This is a genomic window from Clostridium sp. YIM B02555 (assembly GCF_022320955.1).
Lineage (GTDB): Bacteria > Bacillota > Clostridia > Clostridiales > Clostridiaceae > Clostridium > Clostridium saccharoperbutylacetonicum.
This window is the reverse complement of sequence record NZ_JAKJJY010000003.1, coordinates 391,642-416,560: the sequence shown is the minus strand read 5'-3', so window position 1 is coordinate 416,560 and position 24,919 is coordinate 391,642. Positions and strand designations below refer to the sequence as shown.

The following is a 24,919-nucleotide window of genomic DNA, read 5'->3' as shown; positions in this document are numbered from 1 at the left end:
AAAAAAATTCCTAATCACAAAGAAGACATACCATAATAGATATATCTTCTTCGTAATTAGGAATTATTGGTTCCTAGTAGAGACCTCCAAACCATATTATTGGAGTTATACGAAGCTACAATTAATTTTAATTATTAATTTATAAAATTGTACTAAACTTTTCTTTTAAAGTCAATGTAAATATTTATGGCAATTTGTTACCTGCTGAAAGATAAATTTCATACCATTCTTTCCTAGATAAGGTGACATTAGTAGCTGTACAAATATCTTTTAATCTACTTTTATTTGTAGACCCAATTATTGGTTGAATTTTAGCTGGGTGCCTTAGAATCCATGCAATTGCTAGAGCAGAATTTGATATATTCTTTTCTTTAGCAATTCTATCAAGTACCTTATTTAATTCTGGAAATTTATCATTATTTAAAAAGGTACCTTGAAAAAAGCCATATTGGAATGGCGACCAAGCTTGAATAGTTATATCTTTTAAGCGACAATATTCTAAAATACTACCATCTCTATCAATTGCTCTCTCACCTTGAGTATTTACATTTAGTCCAGAATCAATCATTCCAGTATTAGTAATACTAAGCTGCATTTGATTAGCTATAATCTTATGACTAGTATATTTCTGTAATAATTCTATTTGCATTGGATTATGATTACTTACACCAAAATTTTTAACCTTTCCACTACTATGTAATTTATTGAAAGCATAAGCAACTTCTTCAGGTTCCATAAGGGTATCTGGTCTGTGAAGCAGCAACATATCAACATAATCTGTATTTAAACGTTTTAAACTATCATCAACAGAAGTAAGAATATGTTCTGCTGAATAATCATAATATCCTTTTCTTATACTGCATTTTGTTTGAATTTTAATTTTATCCCTTAACTCAGGAGTCATTATTTTTCCAAAGAGTTCTTCACTTCTTCCACCGCCATAAATATCTGCATGATCAAATAAGTCAATTCCACTTTCAATTGCAGTTTCTACTAATTCTTTAACTTCATCTATTGATAGATTAGCAATTCTCATACACCCTAAAACTAATTCAGATGTCCTTAACCCACTTTTTCCTAAATCGAGTTGTTTCATATTTCTTCCTCCAATGTTTTATTTGCTTTTATTCTAACATGTTTTAATTAAAAATTATATATTTAACTTTTAGGTAAAAATATTGTTATTCTAGTTCCAATACCTTTCCTGCTTAATACAGAAAAATATCCTTTATGCCCATCTATGATCCATTTAGCTATAGACAAGCCTAATCCAGTTCCACCATTCTTTCTAACTCTTGCAGTATCTGCTCTAAAAAATCTCTCAAATATATGTGGAATATCTTCTTCACCCATTCCTATACCATTATCCTGAACAGAAATGAAAGGCTCTCTTTTATCATTTTTTCCAATTTTTAATGTTATAACTTCATTTTCTTCAGTATACTTAGCTGCATTTTCAATTAATATTCTTACTGCCTGCTTAAGTAAACCAACGTCTCCATATACTATAATTTTCTCTGAATTATCACATTTATATATATGCTTTTCATCTATCATTTTCGATTCTTCTAATACTTCATTAATCATATCATTTAGTAAAAATTCTTTATAGTCGATCTGCGTAGTACCATTAATACCTCTAGCTAAAAATAGTAGCTGTTCAACTAAATTCTTCATATTTTCAGCTTCACTTTTTATAGCAGCAATAGATTCATTTAATACACTTTCATCATTTTTTCCCCAACGATCCAACATATTCGCATAACCTTGAATTACTGAAATTGGCGTCCTAAGTTCATGAGATGCATCAGAAACAAACCTTGCCTGCTGTCTATAAGAATCTCTCATTCTTTCTAAAAGATTATTTATTGCCTCTTCCAACCCATTAAGCTCACTATCTCCAGTATAAATTCTTTCATTTGAAGTTACTGAACTAATTTTAGAAATAGCTTCTTCAAGATTTTGAAACTTCTCTTCATCAAAATTCATATTACTAAGTCTACTTGCAGTTTTAGCCATTTCATCAAGAGGCTTTAGAGTCTTTCTTATTTTTATTGTTCCAAATACAATTTCTTTTAATACAAATAGTCCTTCAATAATCCCTATAGCAGCAATTACTCTTTGAACCATATATAAAAAACTACCTGCATCTTTAACCATAACTTTGCCATTATCCCAAATCACAGTATAATTTGAATTTTCTAAAGGAAAAAAGTTAAATATTCTTCGAGCATTCATTATAAAGTTTCCATAATAATTAATTTCGTTATCTATGCACCAATAAACGATAAGAAATACTATTAAAAGTATATCTATCCATAAAAATTTAGCAAATAATTTTCTTACAAAAATAGAATTAAGTTTTATTGCAATAGATGTTACATTTTTTGTTTTATTTTCCTTATTCATCTTTTATAACATATCCTACTCCACGTATTGTTGAAATTATCTTTATTTTAAAGATGTCATCTATTTTAGTCCTTAAATATCTTATATAAACATCTATTACATTTGTTTCTCCAATAAAATCATAGCCACAGACTTTTTCCATTAGTATATCTCTACTTAGTACTATATTCTTATTTTCCAATAAAATTTTTAATAACATAAATTCTCTGTTTGTTAATTCTATTTCCGTATTATCATACATAACCTTATGCCTTATCTTATCAAGAGATAATAATCCACAGCTTATTATCTCTGAATCTCTTTTTTCACTTCCCCTTCGCCTCTTTAAGGCTGATCTTATTCTAGCCAATAACTCTTCTATTGCAAAAGGTTTTGTTACATAATCATCTGCACCTGCATCAAGTCCTGAAACCTTATCCATAACAGCATCTCTAGCCGTTAACATTATTACAGGCAAATCTGAAACTTTTCTTATTCTACGTAATACTTCCAAACCATTTATTTCTGGAATCATTATATCTAAAAGCATTAAATCGACTTGCCCATTTTCTGCAATTTCAAGACCAGTTCTTCCATTATCTGCTTTTAATATTTCATAGCCTTCATGTACTAGCTCTAATTCTACAAATCTTGCCAGCTTTTCATCATCTTCAACAATTAAAATCTTAACCATCTTAATATCCTTTCTTAAATTTATCTTTTACCCTTTTCACATTTAATGATATAGTTTTAAGAACTCGATTAATTTTATTGATTTCTATTCTTTGTCCTGAAAGTGAAAAATCTATATCAAAGAAAAGACCTAATATATATAAAGGAATAAAAATCCAAAAAGCAAATATTACTAATACAAGAATTACTGTAATAGGAATTCTAAGAAAAGTTTTATTCTCTTTTCCTATTTCAAGAAAAATATTATTGCAAATATCAATTAACTTGCATACTTTTAGAAAAAAGCCTTCAAAATTATGTTCCCTATTTTCCCGATTTTGTTTGTTTTCTTGCTGCTGTATATTAATTATTTCGTTACTATTATAATTTCTATTATTTTCATTGGTATAAAATATATTACTAGAAGGTCTTTGAATCTTACCCTTCTCTTCTAAATATATAACTGCATCCAAAATATCCCAATCAGATCTTTCGAGGGCAATTTTTGCATCTTCATAACTTATATTAGCTTCTTTCATTAATCTTTCTATAAGCTTATGCTCTTCCATATGTCTTCCTCCATATCTATCTTATAAATTATACCATCTTTCTCAAGCTTTTAATATAAATAAGAGGTTTCGAATAATCTCAAAACCTCTATTGGTTGAACACTTAATTCTATCCCTTATAACTTTCTTTAAAATCACTTTTTACATTATCAGCTGATTCAGACGCTTTGTATAAAACTTCATTAACTTTATCACTACAAATGTCTGAACCTGTTAAAGAATATTTATATCCTGTAAATAAACCAATTACTAATAATATTGCAACTGGCCAAAATGCAACTATCAATAATAGTGCCGATATAGTTAAAGATATCTTTATAGGTTTTTTATTTTCTTTTTTGATTTCAAAGTAGTTGTCATTACCTTTACTTATTACTTTACCTATAAACTTAAAGATTCTGCCAAAGATTTCACCAATACCTCCACTTTTCATCTTTTCCTTTTCCTCACTTTCTTTTTTATTTTCATTTTCTACTGTTATTATAGTATTTGTAGCATCATTTTCAATTTTGCCGTTTCTTTCTAAATAAATTATAGAATCTAGAAGATCCCAATCACATTGTATTAAAACTTTTTCTGCCTCTTCATAACTTATTTTAGCCTTTTCCATCAAAATTTTAATCATTTCATTTCTTTCCATATTAATCAACCTCCATATTTTTTGTTTATCTTGCTTATATAATACTTAGTAAAAATTAATCTAAAATATAAGAAAGATTAAAATTAGATTAAAATCTTATTATTTTATAATGCGTATTTTTTAAGAAATTTTTTATTTAACAAAACAAAAATCCTAATCACAATTAGTAATTAGGATTTTGCTATCATATTTTTTCTACTTTTTCTTAACTGGTATCCAAATTTCACTTTTATAATCAAACGAATTTGAGTTCCCTTTGGAATACCACTCAATATTCATTCCAGCTGCAATTTCATAATCAGGATTACCCGGAAGCCATTCTTTAAAGATTTGAGTATTTACAGATTGTAGTGCTCCTGGCATAGGGCCAGCACATTTGAACTTTGCCCATTCAAGTGTAGGAATTTCATATACTTTCATTTCTTCAGGTACATTAATTCCATTGTACTTTCCTGCAATCATATAATGAAATCCATTTTGCTTATCATCATCTTCAATGCAGATTCCAAACTCCCCAATAGAACATTCTTCAATTGCTTTTTGTTTATCTTCACTATCTTTTCCGTTTATACAACTATCACAAAACTCACTCCAAAACTTTGGAATTTCTTGATAGGCTGCCTCATATGAGAAGTCCCTCTCATATCCTATCACTTTCATTTTATTCATCTTTTCCACTACATAATCCATATCATTTCCTCCTTTAATTGATACATTAATTTTAAGAGGTAAAAATGTCCGTATTTTTTTTGCATCTCCTTTTATTTGTTTTGGAGATACCCCATGGAACCTGGAGAATGCTTTTGTAAAACTTTCTGGAGTGTCGTAACCATACTTATATGCAAGTTCTATAATTTTTTCTTTATCTGCTAGAACATCTAATGCTGCCATATAAAGTCTTCGACATCTAATATACTCACCTATTGAGTATCCTGTCATAATCTTAAACCCTTTCTGTAAATAAAATGGCGACATATATACAGAATCAGCTACTTCATCTGCATTAATATTTTCCAACAAATGTTTTTCCATATACTTAATTGCAACTTTTAGTGCTCCAATCCATTCCATTAATTTCACCTCTCAATAATATTCTATATCTATGAAATTATTTAATCCTGTCATTTTCAGTTTTTTATTGTCTGTGTTAATTTCATAGTAATTATAAAATACTATAAAGAAATATAATTATTTAAGACCACTATTTCCAGCGCTCAAGAGTCGGAAATAAAGTTGTCATTTCTTTTCTTGCTTTCTCTTCCCCAATTTCCCTGCCTAAAATAGGAATAAGTAACTCGATCATTTCTTCCATCGATATATTACGATGGATAAACTCCCCATTTCTATAACAATTTGTACAATAGATACTTTTAGTTCCATCTTGTTCTATTCCTATAAAATGTTTATGCTCTTCATTAAACGGTAATCCACAACTTTGACACATTGTTACTTCGTGCATTTTTATCATTCCTTTCATTCGCTTAGAATGCTTAATATATAACAACTTATTTATTCTTAATCTTACTTAATTATAACATAATCATAAATATCACAAGTTCCTATTTTAAAATCAATCTAATTGAATCTATTATTTAAAAATTTTCTTAATAAGATTTAATTGCCTCTCAGTAAAAGCTGGATACTGAACCGAATTACTTATACCAGAAGGCTTTTTTAATATTCCTTTTCTGTGTGAAAATGTTAGGAAACTATCCTTCCCATGATAAGAACCAATTCCTGAGTTACCAACACCCCCAAATGGAAGATATGGGTTTGCAACATGAGAGATTGTATCATTTATAGATACATTTCCAGCACTTATCTCTCTTATAACTTTACTTTCATCTACTTTATTTTTAGTAAACAAATAAAGTGCCAAGGGTTTAGGCAACTTTCTAATTTCCTTTATAACTAAATCTAAATCTCTAAATGTCATAATTGGTAGCACAGGCCCAAATATTTCTTCCTCCATAGTCGCTGCTTGCCATGAAAATATTTCTATTAATGTTGGTTCGATGTACTTTTGTTCTTCTAGACAATTTCCTCCAAATACGATTCCCTCTTTATCTCTCTCAATCATTGCTTTAATCCGTTTAAAATGTTTTTCATTAATAATTCTTCCAAAGGATTCGCTCTTTTCAATATTCTCTCCAAAATATTTATTAAGAGCCTTCTTCATTTCTTTAATAAGTTCATCTTTTACCTTTTCATGTACTAATACATAATCTGGTGCCACACAGGTTTGGCCTGCATTAATTGTCTTTCCCCAGATAATTCTTTTTGCAGCCTGTTCTATATTTGCACTTTCAGTTACAATAACTGGGCTTTTCCCTCCTAGTTCTAAAGTAACTGGGATTAAACTTTTCGCGGCTGCCTCCATAACTATTTTTCCCACAGCAGTGCTTCCTGTAAAAAAGATGTAATCAAATTTTCCATTTATTAATGATATATTTGTTTCTATTGCTCCTTCCACACATACTATATAATTTTTGCAGAATGTCTCATCAAAAAGTTTTTTGACAACCATTGAAACATTAGGTGCCATTTCAGACGCTTTTATAATTGCTGTATTACCAGCAGCTATTGCACCTACTAATGGTTCAATAAGTAATTGAAACGGATAATTATATGGTCCTATTATAAGTACTATTCCATATGGCTCATTGACAATATAGCTCTTTGCAGGCATTAAGTAAATTGGAGTCTTTCTTTTTTCTGGCTTAGACCATTTCTTCAAATTTTTTATTGCAAATTCTATACTGTGATAACAAAATCCAATTTCAGTCATATAGGCTTCATTTTTATGCTTACCGAGATCTTTATAAAGTGCTTTTGAAATTTCAGCTTCATATTTTTTTATTCCAGCTTTTAAAAGCTTTAATTGCTCAATTCTGAATTTAATATCCTTTGTAATATGTGTATCAAAATATTTCTTTTGTATTTCAATAAGCATTTCCACATCTTTTTGACTTATTTCCCTGCTACTCATAAGATTTCTCCTTTCATCTCTTTATAATTTATTAATTATAATTAATTAATAAACATACTCTAAATTATAAAACTATTACCTATAATTTATTCACTAATTAATTCTATTTTTGAAAATAATATCATATTAATAAAAATTATGTAACCACATAAGACAATTTGTATTACGATTATGTTTGAAAACAATTACATATATATATTACAATATATTTACAGATAAAGTAAAAATGAATAGGAAGAGGTGTTATTATGACTAATTATAATTTATTTAGACTAAGAAATAAAATCTCATTAAGAAAGTTCTTGCTAAATCTTTTGTTATTTAGCTTATGCCCAACCAATAAATTTATAGTTTCTTTATCTCAAAATTTGGACAAGTATATTGTTGCTTATCAAAATGAATTGCTTTTATACTATTATTCAACAGTAATTAATGAAGTACCACCTAATCATATTTCACTTATAAATTATTAGCTAGAATTTTTGCAATTAAAAATAGGCATTTGGATTTATTTTCTTAATAATCCATAATACCTATTTCTATTACAATATTAAGCTATTTTTTCAAGAAATCCTTAATTATATAATTCTTCCACTCACTTGTTCTACACTAAAACTTTTATCACTTAAAAACTTCAAATATTTTTCCATTTCTCCAGGTACTGCTCTTTTCATTCTATGCATACTTTCATAAGCATCATATATAAATAGAATATTTAAATTTATATTTTTTATGTATTCATTAATTTTATTATTTAAATCAAAATAGTTTTTCTGTGTTGTGGAATTTCTTATATATAAAGGATCAACTATCCAACTGATCCCATTATATTTCTTATCATCATGGTAAAAAAAATCTCTTACTTCTTTTTCTAGGTTAACATACTTTAAATCTTGATTTTCTAATGTTACCTCTTGTAATGATTTAAATTTCACATTATCAATGTCAACCCTATTAATTAATAATACTTCTATTAATCTCTCATATACATTTTGTTCAGTACATATGTATATAATCTTTTTATTTCTTATTCCATCCATTATATACAAATATAAATTAATAAACAAATGATTATTCCCATAATAATATAAATTTTCATTTGAAACTATTCCCTTAAAATAAGGCTTGTCTTCTTCACAATATACACAATTATAAACCAAATCATCAAGAAATTCGCTTAATGAAATAACCTCATCATTTAATAAGTTATAATTTTTTTTGACCATTATACTATCTAATCGTTCCTTACATTCATCTAAATGGCAATTTAAACCACATCTTTTACATAAAACTCTCATATACTTCCCCCATCTATATTTACAATTCCCTATAAATACATCATTAAATAACATTCCCTTTCCTTAAATTCCCTAATTTATTTTTACTATTCCCATCTATTTCTCAACAAATAACTATTCAAAAAGATAACTTATAAATATTATAATAAGTTATCTTTTCATGAAAGAATAACTATCTAGAGAATTATGACAACCCTCTTTTGAATACATTTACAATTTTAAAATTATATTATACACTCATTAGATATTTTCCCAAATCCATATCTAATTCTTTAATATGCTTTTTCCACCAACCACACATGCTTTGTTGTAAATTAATAGCAAGCATAGCAGATACCCCTTGTTCTTCTAACTTCATTCTTAAATCCTTTAGTGCCATTTTAAATTCTTCATGTTCTTTATGTTGAATTTCAAATTTCGGATAATTATTTTTCCTTTGAAGTTCTTCTTCATCTGAAAAATGTCTATTAACATATTCTTCTAAAAAATTCAACGTCCCCATAACCTCATTTTTCCCTTTACCTTCTTTCATTGCATCCATTAGGCTGTTGATCCTGTTGAATAATTCCTTGTGTTGATTATCAATTTTATCGACACCAACTGCTAATTTACTGTCCCATAACATTTGCATAAAATCACACCTCTCATAGTATTTTTTACCCACCTTAATTTTACTATTTTTTATCATAATTCTCACTTATTTTCATTTTACTCATTACTGCTTTTTTTTCTCCATTCCAATATTTTATTATTATTTTCAACATTTTACGATATCGATTGTTGAGTTTTTTTGTAAAGTTTAGTAATAATATAAATTATGAAATGTTTTGCCAAAATATTTGTTGTATTTTATAATTAATTTAACCCTAATTTTTAATTCTGTAATTTTTTTAATGACTTATTCCCCCGAGTAAGTCATTCTTTTTGTCTAAAAAACAATATTTTTCTCTACAATCTTTTTATATTGATAAAAATAATTATTTAGAACATATCAACTTTGGCTGAAATCCACTGATTAATGCTTAGTTATAATCATAATAAAATTATATACAAAATAGTCTCCCATATTTAAATAATATCTATAGAAAGTCGAATTCACTAAAAGCTTTTATAAATTCCTTAATTCCATAATTTTCAAACTCCACTTCTATCATCATTTCATCTTCTTTTAAAACTTTTCCTGTTCCATATTTTTTGTGAGTCACCTGTTTAGATGACGCATCTCTTACTATTTCATTAACCACAGATTCATTTTTATCAACTTTAGTATCTAAAAATTTCCCTTCACTACCTTCATCATTTAAAGATACCTCTTTATATACTTCAACATCCATTAATAGATCTTCATTTTCCGAAATAAGTATATTTTCTTTTTGCTGGTTTTCACTAAATACTGTTTCTATCTTTTGTTCTTTTAAAATTGTTGCTTCTTCTTTATTTTCTTTACTCACTTTACTTTTCTCAATTATAGTATCATCAATCTTCTTTGTATTTCGTGCCTCTTGAATCTGTTTCTTAAGTTCTTGTAAATTTACACTTTCATTTTTAATTTCATCATTTTCTATAAGCTTTTCTGGAATCATACGAATATATCTACTTTCTCCAGGTGCTACTTTTTTGTAATCTGGATTTGTATAATAAGAAAGTTCTAGATAATCTTTTGCTCTTGTAATCCCAACAAAAAACAATCTCATTTCCTCTTCTTCCTCAAAATCTCTAGTCTGTAGTGGAATTAGTCCATAATTTACCCCTGTAATAAACACATAAGAAAATTCTAACCCCTTCGAAGCATGTAGCGTCATTAATTTAACCGAATCTGCTTCATTATTTATATCCTTTTTTAAGATATTCACGCCATATAATGCAGAAGAATTTATAAAATCTTTAAGACCAGATATAAATGGCATATGTTTTTCCTTAACATACTCTATAATAATATTTATAAGTGTGCAAATTGATTCTTTATCTTCAGTATAAGTAGATGATGTTGGTTTTATATATTTATCAAATTCAAAATAATTATAAAGCTGTTCTGAATCTTTAGGTTCAGAACAGGTATTAATGAATTCATGCATTTTAAAAAGTAACTCTGACCTTATTGTATTCTGTTCTTTAACTATTATCTTAGCAGTTTTTTCTGTCATTCTTTCACCATACTCTTTATCACTAAGAACATAAACTCCTGATGTAAAATCATTATTATTTACACAAAATCTAAATAATTTAATCACCCAATTTAAGACTGGAATATCTCGTATAGTTTTCTTTAAAGATACTTCATATGGAATATCATTTTTAAAAAATACATCTTCGAAAGCTTGCGATTGTTCCTGTAATCTATAAAAAACTGCTATTTCCTTATATGAAACACCTGATTTATGTATCTCCTTGATTTTATCCGCAAGATAACAGGCTTCATTAAAGGAATTGTATTGCTTTTTCACTTTTATCTTATTTCCAGCTTCTCTGGCTCCTATTAATTCATTTCCACTTTGCTGAAAATATCTTGCTGCACTTAAAATAAAACTGTTGGAGCGATAATTTATTGGAAGTGATAACTCTTTTGCATTATATTTATGCTTTAAAGTGTAAACCACATTTAAGGAGCTCCCTCTCCAAGTATAAATAACTTGATTTGGATCACCTACTGCAAATAATTTTGTATTTTCACCTTTTAGTTTATCTATAAAATCAAGCTGGATTTTATCACTATCTTGCACTTCATCTATTATAATCCACTTTGATGAAAGCTTATTATCTTCTAATAAAGTAGTGGCATTTTTCAATATATCTAAAAAGGACATCTTGTTTTGTTTTATCTTTTCTTCTTTTAATAAGTTGGCCAACTTAAATATATCATCATCATCATAAGGCGAAATCTTTTCTTCTTCCTCTTCAATAGACATAGCCTTTTCTAATCGCTTTTTTAATCTATTTTTATATTTAATTTTAAGCTTTTCTTCCTGTATTATCTGCAGAGCAATATCTAACTCTTCCTCAGGCTCTATTACTAGAAAATCCTTTGTATATCCCATTTCTTCAATTGAAAATTTATTTTTAAGCAAATTAAGAGCAACACTATGAAAAGTTCCAAATCCCTCTAACTCTTCAGGCTTTATAGTACTATCAGAAACCAGTAACCTTTCTCTAATTTCATTTGCTGCTTTATTAGTAAAAGTTAGCACTATCATATCTTTGTAACTAATATTTTTTGCATAGTGAAGGTATATAATCTTTGAAATTAAGACTGTTGTTTTTCCACTTCCAACATTAGCATTTACAACACATGCATCACTTTCATCAAGGACTGCTTCTCTTTGGTATTCATTTAATCTTTCTAAATCTTTTTCATAATGCATGATGCCCTCCTATTCCACAAGATCTTTATATCTTCTTTGTAATTTATTTTTCACATTGTTTCTGTCTTCTTCTATTTTTTCAATTCTTACTCGCAGCTCAATTCCTACTGGAGCATAGGTATTAAAGGAAATAATGTTTATTATGCTCTTTTTATTACTTTCTTCCATTACCCATTCTTTATAAAAAGTATTATTCAAAACTAGGATTAAAGTACGATTTTCTATTTCAACCTCTGGAATTGTGCTCAAGAATTTTCCAAAGCTATCTCCATTTTCTTTAATATATTCACAGAATTCTTTCCATTTTTCTTGTAACTCTACAAATTTAAATGGCTTTCTAATGAAAGTTGATGGTGCATATTCTATTAACTTAATATCTTTAGGTGCTTCTATTTCTTCTAATAAATTCTTTAATCCCCATAGAACCATAGCCTTATTTAACTGATAATCCCCAATACAAGCAGCGCAGCCATTATCACATTTGCAGCCACTGACCATTTTAATTGCTTCTTTAATAATATCTGCAATTAAGTCGAATACTTTTTCTGCATATCCAAGACCACCTACATATTTATCATAAACAAACATGTATACTTCTCCATCATAATTTTCACGTATTTCTACTGCATTATTAGACATTGTAACTCCAATATCCTCTTGCTCTGTCATAGTAGCCATCATTGCTGCATTTTTTATAGCAAAACACACACCTTCAAAATGATTATTTCTTATAATCATTCCATTTTGACTTTCTTGAAGCAATCTTCTATATACATTGACAACATTGTCAGGAATTTTTATCCAGGTGCTTTCTGTATCAAAATCCTTTGATAAAGGTTTATCTAACTGCTCAAAACCTAAATTTTGATGATTATGAAATTGAAGCTTTTTATACATATAAACTATATCATCAACATTTACATCTCCAAAGGTAACTTTAGTTCTCTCATAATCTACATCCTTGCTGCCTTGAATTATTCTGATATTTGTAATACCTCCTGGCATAGTATAATAATTGCCATTAAAAGGAATTGCAAAAGCAGTTCTACTTTCTAAATCAAGTTTTACCACCTGATATTGAACACTATCATGCATGTAGATTGCGCCATTATGAACTTCGCGGAAGGCCTGCATTTCATCCATTTCAGTAATTTCTTTATTATTTTCTTTATTGATAAGTTTATATCTTTTTTTATCTATATTCCTTAAACTAAAATCTCCTGCTGGAAATGAGTTTCCACACCACGCAAACTTCCCACTTTGATTAGCTAATTCACTTGCTCTAATTAAAACAGGAATCGTCTCCCCAAGGTCAGGAAAGACAGATATATCATCTAAGGTCAGTGGTATTTCAGCAGCTGCAGCACGTATATGAGCAAGCTCTATTAATAAGTTATTCTTATCAATAACTGCATTTTCACTTCCACCTTCAAAGATCCAGTCAGGATTTATTGCTATATATTGATCAAAAGGGAGATTATCAAAAATCATATAATTTGTACTTTCCATTCCACTTCTACCAGCTCTTCCGCTTTGCTGCCAAAAGGATGCCCTAGTTCCTGGATATCCAACAATAACTGTAGTGTCAATCTTTCCTATATCTATTCCAAGCTCTAAGGCATTTGTTGATACAAGGCCTCTTAAAACTCCTGTAATCATTTTATTTTCAATTTCTTTACGTTCTAGTGGAGTATAGCCTCCCCTATATCCAGATATTTTATCTTTTAAAGATCCACCAAAAAATACTTCTGTTTCTAGCTTATCTCTTGCTTCCTTTAAGATTACTTCCACATTCCTTCTTGATTTAGCAAAGGCAATAAAACTATTATCATTTTCTACTAAATCAGGTATTAACTCAGCAGCAACTGAAGTTGATTGCAACTGACCATAATATTTTTTATCATTGCCCATAATCTTAGGTGGTTGGACAAGTTTGAAATTTTTCTTTGGAGCTGGAGAGCCATCTTTATGAATCTCAATAAATTTCTGTCCACAGATTTCTTCTGCAAGTTCAACTGGATTTGCTATTGTTGCCGAACTACATAAATACTTCGGTACTGAATTATAATACCTGCATACTCTTCCAAGTCTTCTAAATACATTAGCAAGATGTGATCCAAAGGCTCCTCTATACGTGTGCAGTTCATCAATCACTACATATTTTAAGTTAGAAAATATAAAATCAAAACCAAATTTACTATGATTCGGTAAAAATGCAGCATTAATCATTTCTGGATTAGTTAAAATTATATTTGCATTTTTTCTAATTCTGCTTCGTTCATTTACAGGCGTATCTCCATCGTAGACTCCTGCCGAAATTCTATTAGCTCCGAAATATTCTAAGTATGGCAGTATTGCACGGTATTGATCACTTGCAAGTGCTTTTGTAGGATATATAAAAATTGCTCTTGCTAGAGGATTTGATAAAATTTCTTGAATAACTGGCAGCAAAAAACTTAGAGTCTTTCCACTAGCTGTAGATGTAGTTATTACAATATTATTCCCCTCGTCTGCTTTTTCAAACATTTCAGCTTGGTGACAATATAACTTTTCAATGCCTTTTTGAGAAAGGTAAGTGCATAATTCTTGTGATAAGTTACTTGGGTAATTCACATAAATTGCTTCTCTTTTAGGAATTGTTTTATTGTATATTATTAACTCATTTATATTCATAAGTATGGCTCCTATTCTACTAAATTACTTAATATTATATAATAAAGTATAACTAATTACAGCTTAGTTTGATATGTAAACTAAGCTGTGCAAAAACTATTTCAATTTTTTTCCAATAAAATCTACTGCAATAGCTACAGCTTTATCCATATTATGCGAAAAGCTATGATCTTCTCCTTCAAGCAAATGTAATTCACTATCTGAATATACTTCGTGGTATTTTTTAGATGCATTACAACTAACCACACCATCTTCTGTTCCATGGATAAGACTTACAGGCCCATCATACTGCGATGATACTTCATATATTGGAAGATGTTGTGCTATTCTAAAGTATAGACTTCCTAAGCGTTTATTATCAAATTCAACATATTCTGGGATATGCTTAGTATTATATTCTACACCCATTAGCGTTCCTTTTATTGCATCATCCTTTAAAGTTGCAGCTGGTGCCATTTGCACAAGACAAATAATATCATTTGGATAATACCCTGCTGTCATACCAGCTACTACACCTCCCTGAGAATGTCCAAGTATACTAATACTTTCTGCAAAATCAAGCTTCTTTGCATAGCGTAAAATTTCCCTAGCATCCTCAACTTCACTCATAACTGTCATATCCTCAAATAATCCATCGCTTTCCCCATGTCCATTGAAATCAAATCTTAAAGATGCAATACCATTTTTAAGTAATTCATCTGATATCTTAACAAGAAGAGGACACTGATAATCCGATGTAAAACCATGCATAATAATAACTAGTGGACATTTTTCTCCATCTTTAAGTTCTGGTTTTTCGATTATTCCTGCTAGATTTAATCCAGCTCTTTTAACTTTAATATACTCTGTCATACAATCACTCCTAAAAAAATCTACTCCATAGTACTCTTTATTATTAAAATAATTATTAACTTTATACAATAGATAAATATTTTTTTAACTTTATAATCAATTTATCTATATTTTACTCTAAACTTTATAGTATGACAAAATTACTAAATTATAAATAAATGTCTAACTTAAAAATATTAACCTAAAAAATATATGACTTATAACTAACTATATTTTTCAGTATATAACTAGAAACTCGAATCAAAATATAAATATTTAATAATATTTTAATACAAATGTATTGAAAATAGTTTGATATAGTACTATAATAATCGAAATATAGTACTATATCAAACTATTTTTTGAAATATGGAGGTAAAAATGAATATTATAAAAGGAGCTTCTGTTTTATTATCCGCATCAATAGATGCATCACTGGATAGGATTTTATCAAAAAAACATCGTGAATCAAATGTTGATACTTTAACCGCTGCACAATCACGACTCTTGTTTTTACTTTGGCAAAAAGATCAAATATCTATAAAAGATATTACAAGAATTACTCATCTTCAAAAATCAACTTTAACAAGTACACTTTCTAAACTTGAAAAAGCTGGTCATATTAAATTAATTCCATGTGAAACTGATAAACGTAAAACTATTGTTAAGGTTGTAAATCGAGATGAATTCCTTGTAAATTTAAACAAGAGTATTATAGATGAAGCTGGTGAAATATTTTATAATGGCTTTACTGATGATGAAGTAGTCTTGTATGAAAGTTTCCTAAAAAGAACTTTAGATAACTTGATCAAATTTCAATCTGAAGAAAAATAAGTTATAACAATATTGTTTAAAGTATCAAAACCATGACTATTTATAAATATTAGGAGGAAAAATATGAATAAAAAAATTAAAATTATATCACTTACACTTTTACTAACAGCAACTTTTGCACTACCTTTATCTGGTTGCGCACAAAAAACAACTGCTGCAACGACTGCAACATCTTCATCTACAGATCAAACAAGCATGGCACCTACATATAAAGACGTTGTTTTTGCTTCTGTTAATAATGATAATGGAGATAAAAAAGATTTAAAAATGAACATCTTTAAACCACAAGGTAAAACTGAAGCAACTCCTGTACTTGTATACATTCATGGCGGTGGTTGGGCTATGGGTGATTATCAAGGTGATGATGCACCTAAAGATTCAAATGTTCCAAAAGCCCCTGCACAAAATCAAGCAGGTCAACCTACTAGCCAAATGTCTGGTGATAATACATCTTCATACAAAATTTTTAAAAGTATATTAAATAATGGAATTGCTTTTGTGTCTATAGATTATCGTTTAAATTCAGAAGCCGCTTTTCCAGCACAAATCTATGATGTTAAAGGTGCTATAAGATATATACGTGCACATGCAAAAGAATATGGTCTTGATCCAGATAAAATTGCAATATGCGGTACTTCTGCTGGTGCACATTTAGCTGCTGAGCTTGCTACTACTGGTGATATAAAAGAACTTGAAGGAGATGAGGGTGGTAACCTTGATTATTCAAGTAAAGTAATGGCTTGTGTTGATTTTTATGGTCCAACTGATTTATTAACAATGTCAACTGAAATGGATCCATCACTTCAATCTCATGTAGATGCTGTAGCAACACATGATTCTACAGATGCAAACGAATCTAAACTACTTGGATTTACTCAAAAAGGACAAGGTGTAGGTGTTCTTAGAGAAATCAGAGATAAAAATGAAACTAATTCTCCTTATTGGGATAAAGTTAAGTTAGCTGAACTTGCTAGTCCTGTAAATAATGTAACTTCAGATGACCCACCAATGTTCATAGCACATGGAGGACATGATACTTTAGTACCAATTCAACAAAGTTTAAGACTTAGAGATGCGCTTATTAAAGCTGTTATTGAAAATATTTTTATGTCTAACTCTAAAGCTCCACATGGATATCAAGGCGAAGATGTAAACAAAGCTGCTTTAACTTGGGTAACAAATAAATTACTTGTTAAATAATACTTACTAATTATATTTAATATAAATGGAAATAAGTGATATGTTAAATAATATCCACATACATTTGTTTAAAATGATATTTACATAAATAACTTATAATATTTTTATTAAATTCCTAAAATAAAAACTGGCTACAAATGCTATTCTAAAATATCTGTAGCTAGTTCTCTTATTTACTTAATTGAGGATTTTAAATAATAATTTGAATCAATAACATTAATCTTCAATATATAGTGTAGTTAATCAAATTATATCTGCTGTATATTGATAAAAATTAGTAAGTAACTTAATTATGAAATTTTCTCAATTAAGTAAGCAAATATTAATATAGAACATTTAAGTAACTTTTCTTTTTTGTATTTTTAATTGTAATCCAACATTAAAAACTAAAGCAACAATTAACAAAACTAGTGCGACTAACATTATATTATGTAATCCACCATACATAATCTGTTTCATAAGTGGTAATAAATTTTTTGGTAAATCCCCTGAGGTTTGTGAATCACTTAATTTATTCAGCATTTCAATAGTAACTTCTCCATGAGTTTCGGCAACACCTTTATTTAAAGCATTATTTAATATTACTCCATATATTGAAGACATAAATGTTTGACTCAAAATACGCAATAAATATGCAAAAGATGTTGCAATTGGAATATCTCGTTTTTCTGCATCCTGCTGTACACTTATTTGTAAAATGTTAAAGCTCAAACCTAAACCAAAGCCTTCAAAGGCTCCTGCTATTAATAACCCCCACATCGGTATTGTTATTCCAGCCAATACCATGATGCCAAATGAAATTATAAAAGCTAATGTTCCTAAAGCAACAGTGCGATATTTTCCTAATGCTGGCTGTATAGCTGGTCCAATTACTGACCCTCCAAAATTCGTAATAGAACCTGGAATCTGAGTCACTCCTCCAATCAAAGCACTTACTCCTAGTAATCCTTGTGCCCACATTGGTATGTATATATTAAAAGCAACAAAAGCTCCCCATAAAAGAGCAAACAACATGAAATCAACTACTAATGGACCATTTTTAAAAAGTCTATTAGGAATTATAGGATCAGCTGCCTTTTCTTCAACTTTAAATAATATTATTAATAAAATTAGACCTACAATAAGTATGATACTAACAAAACTTATGGATGCTGTCTCTATCATTTGAATTCCTGTTAAAAGTGTAACTAAACTTATTACCATAATTCCAGCACCTAAATAATCAATTTTTTCACCTTTAGAAATTCTTTTACTCTCTTTAAAGAAAAACTGAACACTCACTATAGAGATTAATGCAATTGGTACATTAATATAAAATACCCAATGCCAGCTGAAAGTATCAACTATCCACCCACCAATTAACGGACCAATAATAGCAGCTGCACTAAAACTTGCTGTAGCATATCCAATAACCTTTGCCCTCTTTCTTAAGTCTGTATATAAATCTGCATAAATGATAAATGGAATGGTATTCATTCCACCTGCTCCTATTCCCATTATAGTTCTTGCAATCAGGAAAAAGATAATATCACTTGATAATGCTTGAAATATTGAACCAATTGCAAACAATAAGGTGGCTATTTGATAAGTTTTTCTATTTCCAATCCTTTCTCCTAATTTACTCCAAAGAGGAGTTACTACGGCCATTCCCAATAAAAAGACCGCTACTATCCATCCCATGTATTGAATTCCATGTAAATCACTTATAATTGCAGGTAATGCCGTGTTTACAATTGTTCCATCTAAGCCAGCCATAGCATTTGATAGCAATAATGCTAGTGTTACAATGAAAATTCCCTTCTTATTCATATTTTAAAATTTCCTCCTAAACTATACTTTAATTATTAATAAATCTACATATCTATCCTATCACTTTGAGTTAACTGCAAATTAATACAATTTTCTTCTTTAGCTGTAAAAATATAAACCTCCAACACTTTTTGCATACAAACAAAGTGTACAGAGGTTTTAATTTATAACTTAGCTATGCATGATATTAATAATCTAATTTTCTGGTTTCATTAGTATACTGTCTTTAGCAACTTCACCATTTTCATATCTCTCTATTTTATAATCTAAACGCTCTAAGGTTTTTTTCATATCTTCAATCTTTTGTACTAATTGAGCACGTTGATCTTTTAATATTTCTTTTCTTGCATCAATTGTTTCATTTCCTTGTTGAAATAAAGTAACATATTCAATCAAAACTTCAATTGGGAGGCCAGCATTCCTCATACATTTTATAAATTCTACCCATCTCAAATCTTCCTCATTATAGTCTCTAATTCCACTTTTATTACGATTAACTTCTGGAATTAACCCTATACGTTCATAATAACGAAGGGTATCTTGAGTAAGTTCAAATTTTCTACTTACTTCAGCTATTGTCATGGAAATCACCTCCTTTTTTGATATTATAACATCTATAGTTCACTCCAAGTCAATAGTCAAAGTCTACTTAGTCTACTTATTTGTAATAATAATGTTTCTATATTATCAAAAGTCCACTCTCCATTTCCTCCCATTATTTTAGCTAATAACTCACTAATTCCCATAAAATCTTGATGAATAATTTCACTTTGAACCTCGTTACCATTTACATTTCCAAAAGCGATTCCAGCATAATTACTTGCTAAAAGAAATTCATCTAGTAAAGTATTAGTAGTATTTTCTCCATCAGCTATAATCTTTTTATATCCATTCAATATTATTTCAATAGCTGTCCTTGAAAACATCTTAGTGTATGTTGTAGCTTTATGTGATAAATGAGCATCTATAGCATTAGTAAGGGCTTTTTTCGAACTAGCAATAAAGGCTTCAAAAGGAAGGCTTTTCAACACTTCTGGAATTATAATAACACTATCTGCATATAATTCATCTGATTTTAAAACTGCTTTAAGATTTTGCGCCTTCAATTCTAAGCTCGAAACATTAGTAGCTTCACTTCCGCTGCCACAGGTTGTTGGAACTAATATGAGTTCTTTTTCCTTTATAATTTCTAATTTACGAAAATATAAATCCTGTACTGGTGAAATGTGCTTTAAAGCAAATAACTTCCCGATATCTAAAATGGATCCACCTCCAATAGCTATCACTCGTTCATAAGCTATTCGCTTTATATGTTCATACATTCCTTCAACAATTTCATCCGATGCATTTCCATTCCCATAATTTTCTTTAAGCAAAACCGCTGCTTCCTTTATATTTGATTTTAAATAAATATCATAAATCCTCTTATGTGTAATTACTAAATCACCTTTTCCAATTCGAAATTCTCTACAAAAGCTTTCACAATTCTCATATTTATATATTACAGGAAATAATATAAATTGTTTCATATACATAACTCCTTCACATGGAAGAAAAGATGCTATATAAAAAATATATAACATCTCTCACCTAAAATTTATTCATATAAAAGAAAGAAATAACTCACTGAAAAGGGGAATTTTCAATTTGATGACTTATAACTTTCAAATAATATGCTTTATAAGTTAAATTCCTTTTTAGTATCTTCTAAAGCAGCATCCATTCTTTCTATAACCTTGTCCATATCTTCCTTTGTTATTACAGCCGCAGGCTCAAAGCGAATGCATTTTGCATTTACTAAAGTTCCAGCTGTCATAACGCCTCTCTTAAACATACCTTTTGCAACGTCATATCCAACTTCACTTTCACAAAATTCTACTGCTAGCATTAATCCCGTTCCTCTAACTTCATTAATTACTTCAGGATATTTCTTCCATAATCTTTCTAACCCTGCTTTTAAATATGCTCCTTTTTCTTTACATTGTCCTGGAACATCATTTTCCAACATATATTTTATAGTTGCAAGAGCAGCAGAACAGCATACAGGATTTCCTCCAAAGGTTGGAGAACCTAGCAGCCATGGATTATCAATTAATTCTTGTGTCCACATTTTTGGCCTGCAGATAATTCCTGTGATTGGCATAATCCCACCACCAAAAGCTTTACCAAAGGTCATAATATCAGGTACTACTCCTTCTGCTTCACATCTCCACATTGTCCCTGTTCTACCCATACCAGTTTGAATTTCATCAAAGATTAATGCTACCCCGTATTCATCACATATTTTTCTAACTTCTTTTAAATAGCCTTCAGGAGGAATAATTATTCCTGCCTCGCCTTGTATAGGCTCAACTATTACTGCCGCAACTTTTTCTCCTACTGCTACAAGATTTCTTATTACCTTTCTCATATCTTCAGCATTACCATATTCAACGTGTTGAACTTGTTGTACCATTGGTGTATAAGGGACTCTATAAGTACTCTTTCCCCCCATAGAAACAGCTCCCATAGATTTTCCATGAAAGGCTCCTACAGTTGAAACATACCATCTTCCACCAGTTGCAATTCTTGAAAGCTTTAACGCCATCTCTACTGCTTCTGCACCTCCATTTGTAAAGAAACAGTATTCTAAATCTCCAGGTGTAATATCTGCAACAGCTTTTGCAAGATACCCTCTTAAAGGATCTAATAATTCTTGTGAATGTAATGCTTGGTGATCAAGTTGAGCCTTTACTACGTCAAGAATTTCATCATTTCTATGTCCGCAGGTGTAAATTCCAAATCCACCAAGACAATCTATAAACTCTTCTCCATATAATCCCGTACAATACGCTCCTTTATCAGTCCACTCAACAACTGCTGCATTTGTTGATACAGATTTTCTATATTTCAGCCAGCCCGGACTTACATAATTATCAAAATAATTAACCGTGTCCTTTGTTATTTTTTCTTTTTCCTCATTTGTTAGTTCATCACTCTTAATATATCCTATTACCTTCTTTAAATCTTCAATAATTTGAGCTTTTTGTTCCATAATAAGTACTTCCTTTCTAAAATTAAAATGGCGTATTATGTTAGTGTTAAAACATTAATACGCCTTTGTATTTCCTATATTTCTCTTATTGATATTATTATAAAATAAGGTTACTACTTATTACAATTATACTAAGGTATTGTTGTTGAATTATTTTAAGAGTACTTATACTCCTTTATAAGTAGATTTTTTCTTAGTTAGTATATGCTGCTCTCAATATTTAAGCATTTTTACTAATATGTACAATAAATACCTAGTGTGATAAACTATTTTTAATAATTTCATAATTACAGTGAGGTATTACTATGCAAAATAACGAATTTCTCTTAGTAAATAATATAATATATCAAATATATAGTATCCCAGATTTTGATACTATGAAGATTACATTTTTAAATTTACTTAAGATGCTAATTCCAAATACTGCTTCAAGTATTTTAATGGCTGATCATACCGATTCAAAAAATCTGCTTTGTGAGCCAATTTGTGTACCTGAAGTTTATTCAGAAACTGAAAAACATTATCTTTTAAATGAAGATGAAGACTATACTCGCTGGGTAATGCTAAGTGGACAATGCTTACTTATTCGTGAAAGTGATTTAATGCCAGATGAAGAAAGAATAAAAACTGCACTCTATAAAAAATGTTATGAACCTTTTGGACTTCACTATTCAATACAACTTAATTTAGTCTATAATGATTTGTTTTTAGGCGTACTAACAATTTATCGTTCAAAGGAAGAAGGAGATTTTACTTCTGACGAAATGTTTCTTGTTAAAGCTTTTAGTGATCATTTAAATCTTCGCTTTTATGAGTTCTACACAAAAGATGATAAAAACTCTTCTAGTACCTCATATTCAATAACTCATCTTGCTTCAAAATATAATTTAACAAATCGTGAAGAGGAAGTTTTGCAGCTTATCTTTGAAGATATGGACAGTGATCAAATTGCAGACAAACTTTTTATTAGCAGCTACACCTTAAAGAAACACCTTCAGAATTTATATAAGAAATTCAATGTGTCTAGTAAGAGAAATTTACTTGAATTCAGAAATAAGCAATAGTATATATTTCCCAAGTATCAATTAGCCTCTGGTTTTATTAAAAGTTTTAATTGGTTCTGTACAAGTAATTTAATTCATTAAAAAGTTTTCACTTCAACTTGTTTTGGATGTTGTAAATATTAGAAATATCTTTAACTAAAAATAACACTGTTTATTTACCATCACTTTCAATCAACTTTTTGATTTTTTTATCATATATTGAAAGATAAACCTTGATGGGGGTACAATATGGCATTAATTTTATCTGCATTATTATATAGTCTATCATCAAATTTGGATAATTTAGTTATAGGTATCGCATATGGAATTAAAAAAATAAATATAGGCATAATTGCAAATCTTGTAATCGCTACTATAACATCTATGGGAACTTTTTTGTCTATGTCACTTGGAATTTATATATCAAGTTTTTTCCCAATATCAATAACTAATTCTTTTGGTGCAATAATTATTATCCTATTAGGTATGTACTTTTTGTTCCAAAGCATTTTAAATATTATAAATAATAACAAAGCAAATGATATTGCATTAAAAAATGCTAAAGATATGGCTGAGTATGCTATAAAATCTGATTTAGATAATTCTGGTGATTTGAATATAAAAGAAGCATCCTTTGTAGGACTTGGATTAATGTTTAATAACTTAGGTACTGGCTTAGCCGCCAGTATAACAGGGGTAAACATTAATATAACAGTAATTTCTACATTCATATTTAGTATTCTTATAATTATACTTGGAAAATCCATAGGAAATAATATATTAGGAACATTTTGTGGCAGATACGCTCCATTATTTTCAGGAATATTGCTTATAATTCTTGGTATAATTGAATTTTTTAATTAAAAATTATATTATTATCTTCTAAAAAATGCAGCCAAATTTATGGCTGCATCTTAAATTTTTATAATTCAATATTTTTTTTTACGTTAATATTACTTCACAAAATATATTTGACCTAATTTTAATAATCAAAAAAAATTTATACAAAAATAAATGCCAATATCCAGTTTGTTTATTTTAATTTAAACACTTGCTTAATTACTTTGCTGAATTTAATGCATTTTCAATAGCTTTTAAAATCACCTTACTGCTATTCGTTGCTCCTGAGACTGTATCTACCTGCAAACTCTGAGCCTTCACAACATTTTGCAAAATAACCTCTGCAGGTTTACCTCTTTCATTCTTATGATTTAATAAAGTTATATTAGTAATTTTTTTGTCTTTAACTACAACTGAAACTTCCGCCCCAACATACTCAGTATTAAAAGAACCTGTGTACTTTCCATCATGAATATTTGATAAATCTATAGTGTCAATCTTTAAATTACTAATAATTTTTTGATATTGTTGTATAGATATTAAATACTTTAATCCCCAAATACCTAAAACTACAATAACAGCACAAATAACAATCACTACTATCTTCTTTATACTTATCAAGTATAGTCACCTCCACATTATAGAAATTTAACCATATGAAAGAATTAACAAAGAACTTTTATTTTGTTATTTTCTTTCATATGATTTACAGTATAATTAGCCCAAATCGTAATAATTAC

General features: G+C 29.0%; 23 protein-coding genes and 1 riboswitch. Of the genes, 5 read left to right on the top strand and 18 right to left on the bottom strand.

Annotated elements, in window-relative coordinates:
• Positions 1–33: 33 nt before the first annotated feature.
• Positions 34–133, bottom strand: a riboswitch (purine riboswitch).
• A gap of 51 nt (positions 134–184) precedes the next feature.
• The 8 genes from L3B98_RS07455 to L3B98_RS07420 form a co-directional block, all read right to left on the bottom strand.
• Positions 185–1,096 (bottom strand): aldo/keto reductase, encoded by a 912-nt coding sequence (locus L3B98_RS07455; protein ID WP_238916145.1) that lies wholly within the window; start codon positions 1,094–1,096, stop codon positions 185–187.
• A 62-nt stretch (positions 1,097–1,158) separates the two neighbouring features.
• Positions 1,159–2,409: a HAMP domain-containing sensor histidine kinase gene (locus L3B98_RS07450; protein ID WP_238916144.1), complete on the bottom strand. Its 1,251-nt coding sequence runs from the start codon at positions 2,407–2,409 to the stop codon at positions 1,159–1,161.
• Positions 2,402–3,082 (bottom strand): response regulator transcription factor, encoded by a 681-nt coding sequence (locus tag L3B98_RS07445; RefSeq protein ID WP_238916143.1) that lies wholly within the window; start codon positions 3,080–3,082, stop codon positions 2,402–2,404. The genes L3B98_RS07450 and L3B98_RS07445 overlap by 8 nt, the downstream gene beginning before the upstream one ends.
• Before the next feature lies 1 nt (position 3,083).
• The gene (locus L3B98_RS07440) at positions 3,084–3,629 is read right to left on the bottom strand and encodes a ubiquitin (protein ID WP_238916142.1); all 546 of its coding nucleotides are present in this window, start codon (positions 3,627–3,629) and stop codon (positions 3,084–3,086) included.
• 109 nt (positions 3,630–3,738) lie between these two features.
• Positions 3,739–4,269 (bottom strand): DUF4342 domain-containing protein, encoded by a 531-nt coding sequence (locus L3B98_RS07435; RefSeq protein ID WP_238916141.1) that lies wholly within the window; start codon positions 4,267–4,269, stop codon positions 3,739–3,741.
• A gap of 195 nt (positions 4,270–4,464) precedes the next feature.
• Positions 4,465–5,340 (bottom strand): AraC family transcriptional regulator, encoded by an 876-nt coding sequence (locus L3B98_RS07430; RefSeq protein WP_238916140.1) that lies wholly within the window; start codon positions 5,338–5,340, stop codon positions 4,465–4,467.
• Positions 5,341–5,470: 130 nt separating this feature from the next.
• Complete coding sequence (locus L3B98_RS07425; protein WP_015393033.1) at positions 5,471–5,728, bottom strand: zinc ribbon domain-containing protein; 258 nt, start codon at positions 5,726–5,728, stop codon at positions 5,471–5,473.
• Between the two features lie 129 nt (positions 5,729–5,857).
• On the bottom strand, positions 5,858–7,258 hold the full coding sequence (locus tag L3B98_RS07420; RefSeq protein ID WP_238916139.1) for an aldehyde dehydrogenase: 1,401 nt from the start codon (positions 7,256–7,258) through the stop codon (positions 5,858–5,860).
• A gap of 248 nt (positions 7,259–7,506) precedes the next feature.
• On the opposite strand from L3B98_RS07420, the gene L3B98_RS07415 reads away from it, so the two are divergent.
• Positions 7,507–7,731 (top strand): hypothetical protein, encoded by a 225-nt coding sequence (locus tag L3B98_RS07415; protein WP_077363087.1) that lies wholly within the window; start codon positions 7,507–7,509, stop codon positions 7,729–7,731.
• Positions 7,732–7,836: 105 nt separating this feature from the next.
• Here the strand turns inward: L3B98_RS07415 and L3B98_RS07410 are convergent, their stop codons facing one another.
• From L3B98_RS07410 to L3B98_RS07390, 5 genes are all read right to left on the bottom strand, one after another.
• Positions 7,837–8,556, bottom strand: a complete 720-nt coding sequence (locus L3B98_RS07410; protein WP_238916138.1) for an MEDS domain-containing protein — start codon at positions 8,554–8,556, stop codon at positions 7,837–7,839.
• 229 nt (positions 8,557–8,785) lie between these two features.
• On the bottom strand, positions 8,786–9,187 hold the full coding sequence (locus tag L3B98_RS07405) for a bacteriohemerythrin (protein ID WP_077366776.1): 402 nt from the start codon (positions 9,185–9,187) through the stop codon (positions 8,786–8,788).
• A gap of 448 nt (positions 9,188–9,635) precedes the next feature.
• Positions 9,636–11,915: an ATP-dependent helicase gene (locus L3B98_RS07400; protein ID WP_238916137.1), complete on the bottom strand. Its 2,280-nt coding sequence runs from the start codon at positions 11,913–11,915 to the stop codon at positions 9,636–9,638.
• A 9-nt stretch (positions 11,916–11,924) separates the two neighbouring features.
• Positions 11,925–14,588: a DEAD/DEAH box helicase gene (locus L3B98_RS07395; protein WP_238916136.1), complete on the bottom strand. Its 2,664-nt coding sequence runs from the start codon at positions 14,586–14,588 to the stop codon at positions 11,925–11,927.
• A gap of 96 nt (positions 14,589–14,684) precedes the next feature.
• Positions 14,685–15,440 (bottom strand): alpha/beta fold hydrolase, encoded by a 756-nt coding sequence (locus L3B98_RS07390; RefSeq protein WP_238916135.1) that lies wholly within the window; start codon positions 15,438–15,440, stop codon positions 14,685–14,687.
• A gap of 348 nt (positions 15,441–15,788) precedes the next feature.
• Here L3B98_RS07390 and L3B98_RS07385 point away from each other — a divergent pair, with 348 nt between their 5' ends.
• Both L3B98_RS07385 and L3B98_RS07380 read left to right on the top strand, forming a co-directional pair.
• Positions 15,789–16,253: a MarR family transcriptional regulator gene (locus tag L3B98_RS07385; RefSeq protein ID WP_238916134.1), complete on the top strand. Its 465-nt coding sequence runs from the start codon at positions 15,789–15,791 to the stop codon at positions 16,251–16,253.
• 63 nt (positions 16,254–16,316) lie between these two features.
• Entirely contained in the window at positions 16,317–17,453 is a 1,137-nt protein-coding gene (locus L3B98_RS07380) for an alpha/beta hydrolase (protein WP_238916133.1), read from the top strand.
• A 336-nt stretch (positions 17,454–17,789) separates the two neighbouring features.
• On the opposite strand, the gene L3B98_RS07375 is transcribed toward L3B98_RS07380, so the two are convergent.
• The 4 genes from L3B98_RS07375 to L3B98_RS07360 form a co-directional block, all read right to left on the bottom strand.
• Positions 17,790–19,262: an MFS transporter gene (locus tag L3B98_RS07375; protein WP_238916132.1), complete on the bottom strand. Its 1,473-nt coding sequence runs from the start codon at positions 19,260–19,262 to the stop codon at positions 17,790–17,792.
• A gap of 195 nt (positions 19,263–19,457) precedes the next feature.
• Complete coding sequence (locus tag L3B98_RS07370; RefSeq protein WP_015393022.1) at positions 19,458–19,844, bottom strand: MerR family transcriptional regulator; 387 nt, start codon at positions 19,842–19,844, stop codon at positions 19,458–19,460.
• A gap of 56 nt (positions 19,845–19,900) precedes the next feature.
• Complete coding sequence (locus L3B98_RS07365; protein WP_238916131.1) at positions 19,901–20,791, bottom strand: iron-containing alcohol dehydrogenase; 891 nt, start codon at positions 20,789–20,791, stop codon at positions 19,901–19,903.
• Positions 20,792–20,940: 149 nt separating this feature from the next.
• Positions 20,941–22,296: a putrescine aminotransferase gene (locus L3B98_RS07360; protein WP_238916130.1), complete on the bottom strand. Its 1,356-nt coding sequence runs from the start codon at positions 22,294–22,296 to the stop codon at positions 20,941–20,943.
• A gap of 305 nt (positions 22,297–22,601) precedes the next feature.
• Here L3B98_RS07360 and L3B98_RS07355 point away from each other — a divergent pair, with 305 nt between their 5' ends.
• Complete coding sequence (locus L3B98_RS07355) at positions 22,602–23,360, top strand: LuxR C-terminal-related transcriptional regulator (protein ID WP_077363067.1); 759 nt, start codon at positions 22,602–22,604, stop codon at positions 23,358–23,360.
• A 228-nt stretch (positions 23,361–23,588) separates the two neighbouring features.
• Complete coding sequence (locus L3B98_RS07350; protein WP_238916129.1) at positions 23,589–24,203, top strand: sporulation membrane protein YtaF; 615 nt, start codon at positions 23,589–23,591, stop codon at positions 24,201–24,203.
• Between the two features lie 195 nt (positions 24,204–24,398).
• Here L3B98_RS07350 and L3B98_RS07345 read toward each other — a convergent pair whose 3' ends face one another.
• On the bottom strand, positions 24,399–24,800 hold the full coding sequence (locus L3B98_RS07345; protein ID WP_015393017.1) for an FMN-binding protein: 402 nt from the start codon (positions 24,798–24,800) through the stop codon (positions 24,399–24,401).
• Positions 24,801–24,919: the final 119 nt, after the last annotated feature.

What these genes read in the sequence shown, in the direction of transcription:
- L3B98_RS07455 (WP_238916145.1), bottom strand. Translation starts at nt 1,096, where the DNA reads ATGAAACAACTCGATTTAGGAAAAAGTGGGTTAAGGACATCTGAATTA.
- L3B98_RS07450 (WP_238916144.1), bottom strand. Translation starts at nt 2,409, where the DNA reads ATGAATAAGGAAAATAAAACAAAAAATGTAACATCTATTGCAATAAAA.
- L3B98_RS07445 (WP_238916143.1), bottom strand. Translation starts at nt 3,082, where the DNA reads ATGGTTAAGATTTTAATTGTTGAAGATGATGAAAAGCTGGCAAGATTT.
- L3B98_RS07440 (WP_238916142.1), bottom strand. Translation starts at nt 3,629, where the DNA reads ATGGAAGAGCATAAGCTTATAGAAAGATTAATGAAAGAAGCTAATATA.
- L3B98_RS07435 (WP_238916141.1), bottom strand. Translation starts at nt 4,269, where the DNA reads ATGGAAAGAAATGAAATGATTAAAATTTTGATGGAAAAGGCTAAAATA.
- L3B98_RS07430 (WP_238916140.1), bottom strand. Translation starts at nt 5,340, where the DNA reads ATGGAATGGATTGGAGCACTAAAAGTTGCAATTAAGTATATGGAAAAA.
- L3B98_RS07425 (WP_015393033.1), bottom strand. Translation starts at nt 5,728, where the DNA reads ATGCACGAAGTAACAATGTGTCAAAGTTGTGGATTACCGTTTAATGAA.
- L3B98_RS07420 (WP_238916139.1), bottom strand. Translation starts at nt 7,258, where the DNA reads ATGAGTAGCAGGGAAATAAGTCAAAAAGATGTGGAAATGCTTATTGAA.
- L3B98_RS07415 (WP_077363087.1), top strand. Translation starts at nt 7,507, where the DNA reads ATGACTAATTATAATTTATTTAGACTAAGAAATAAAATCTCATTAAGA.
- L3B98_RS07410 (WP_238916138.1), bottom strand. Translation starts at nt 8,556, where the DNA reads ATGAGAGTTTTATGTAAAAGATGTGGTTTAAATTGCCATTTAGATGAA.
- L3B98_RS07405 (WP_077366776.1), bottom strand. Translation starts at nt 9,187, where the DNA reads ATGCAAATGTTATGGGACAGTAAATTAGCAGTTGGTGTCGATAAAATT.
- L3B98_RS07400 (WP_238916137.1), bottom strand. Translation starts at nt 11,915, where the DNA reads ATGCATTATGAAAAAGATTTAGAAAGATTAAATGAATACCAAAGAGAA.
- L3B98_RS07395 (WP_238916136.1), bottom strand. Translation starts at nt 14,588, where the DNA reads ATGAATATAAATGAGTTAATAATATACAATAAAACAATTCCTAAAAGA.
- L3B98_RS07390 (WP_238916135.1), bottom strand. Translation starts at nt 15,440, where the DNA reads ATGACAGAGTATATTAAAGTTAAAAGAGCTGGATTAAATCTAGCAGGA.
- L3B98_RS07385 (WP_238916134.1), top strand. Translation starts at nt 15,789, where the DNA reads ATGGAGGTAAAAATGAATATTATAAAAGGAGCTTCTGTTTTATTATCC.
- L3B98_RS07380 (WP_238916133.1), top strand. Translation starts at nt 16,317, where the DNA reads ATGAATAAAAAAATTAAAATTATATCACTTACACTTTTACTAACAGCA.
- L3B98_RS07375 (WP_238916132.1), bottom strand. Translation starts at nt 19,262, where the DNA reads ATGAATAAGAAGGGAATTTTCATTGTAACACTAGCATTATTGCTATCA.
- L3B98_RS07370 (WP_015393022.1), bottom strand. Translation starts at nt 19,844, where the DNA reads ATGACAATAGCTGAAGTAAGTAGAAAATTTGAACTTACTCAAGATACC.
- L3B98_RS07365 (WP_238916131.1), bottom strand. Translation starts at nt 20,791, where the DNA reads ATGAAACAATTTATATTATTTCCTGTAATATATAAATATGAGAATTGT.
- L3B98_RS07360 (WP_238916130.1), bottom strand. Translation starts at nt 22,296, where the DNA reads ATGGAACAAAAAGCTCAAATTATTGAAGATTTAAAGAAGGTAATAGGA.
- L3B98_RS07355 (WP_077363067.1), top strand. Translation starts at nt 22,602, where the DNA reads ATGCAAAATAACGAATTTCTCTTAGTAAATAATATAATATATCAAATA.
- L3B98_RS07350 (WP_238916129.1), top strand. Translation starts at nt 23,589, where the DNA reads ATGGCATTAATTTTATCTGCATTATTATATAGTCTATCATCAAATTTG.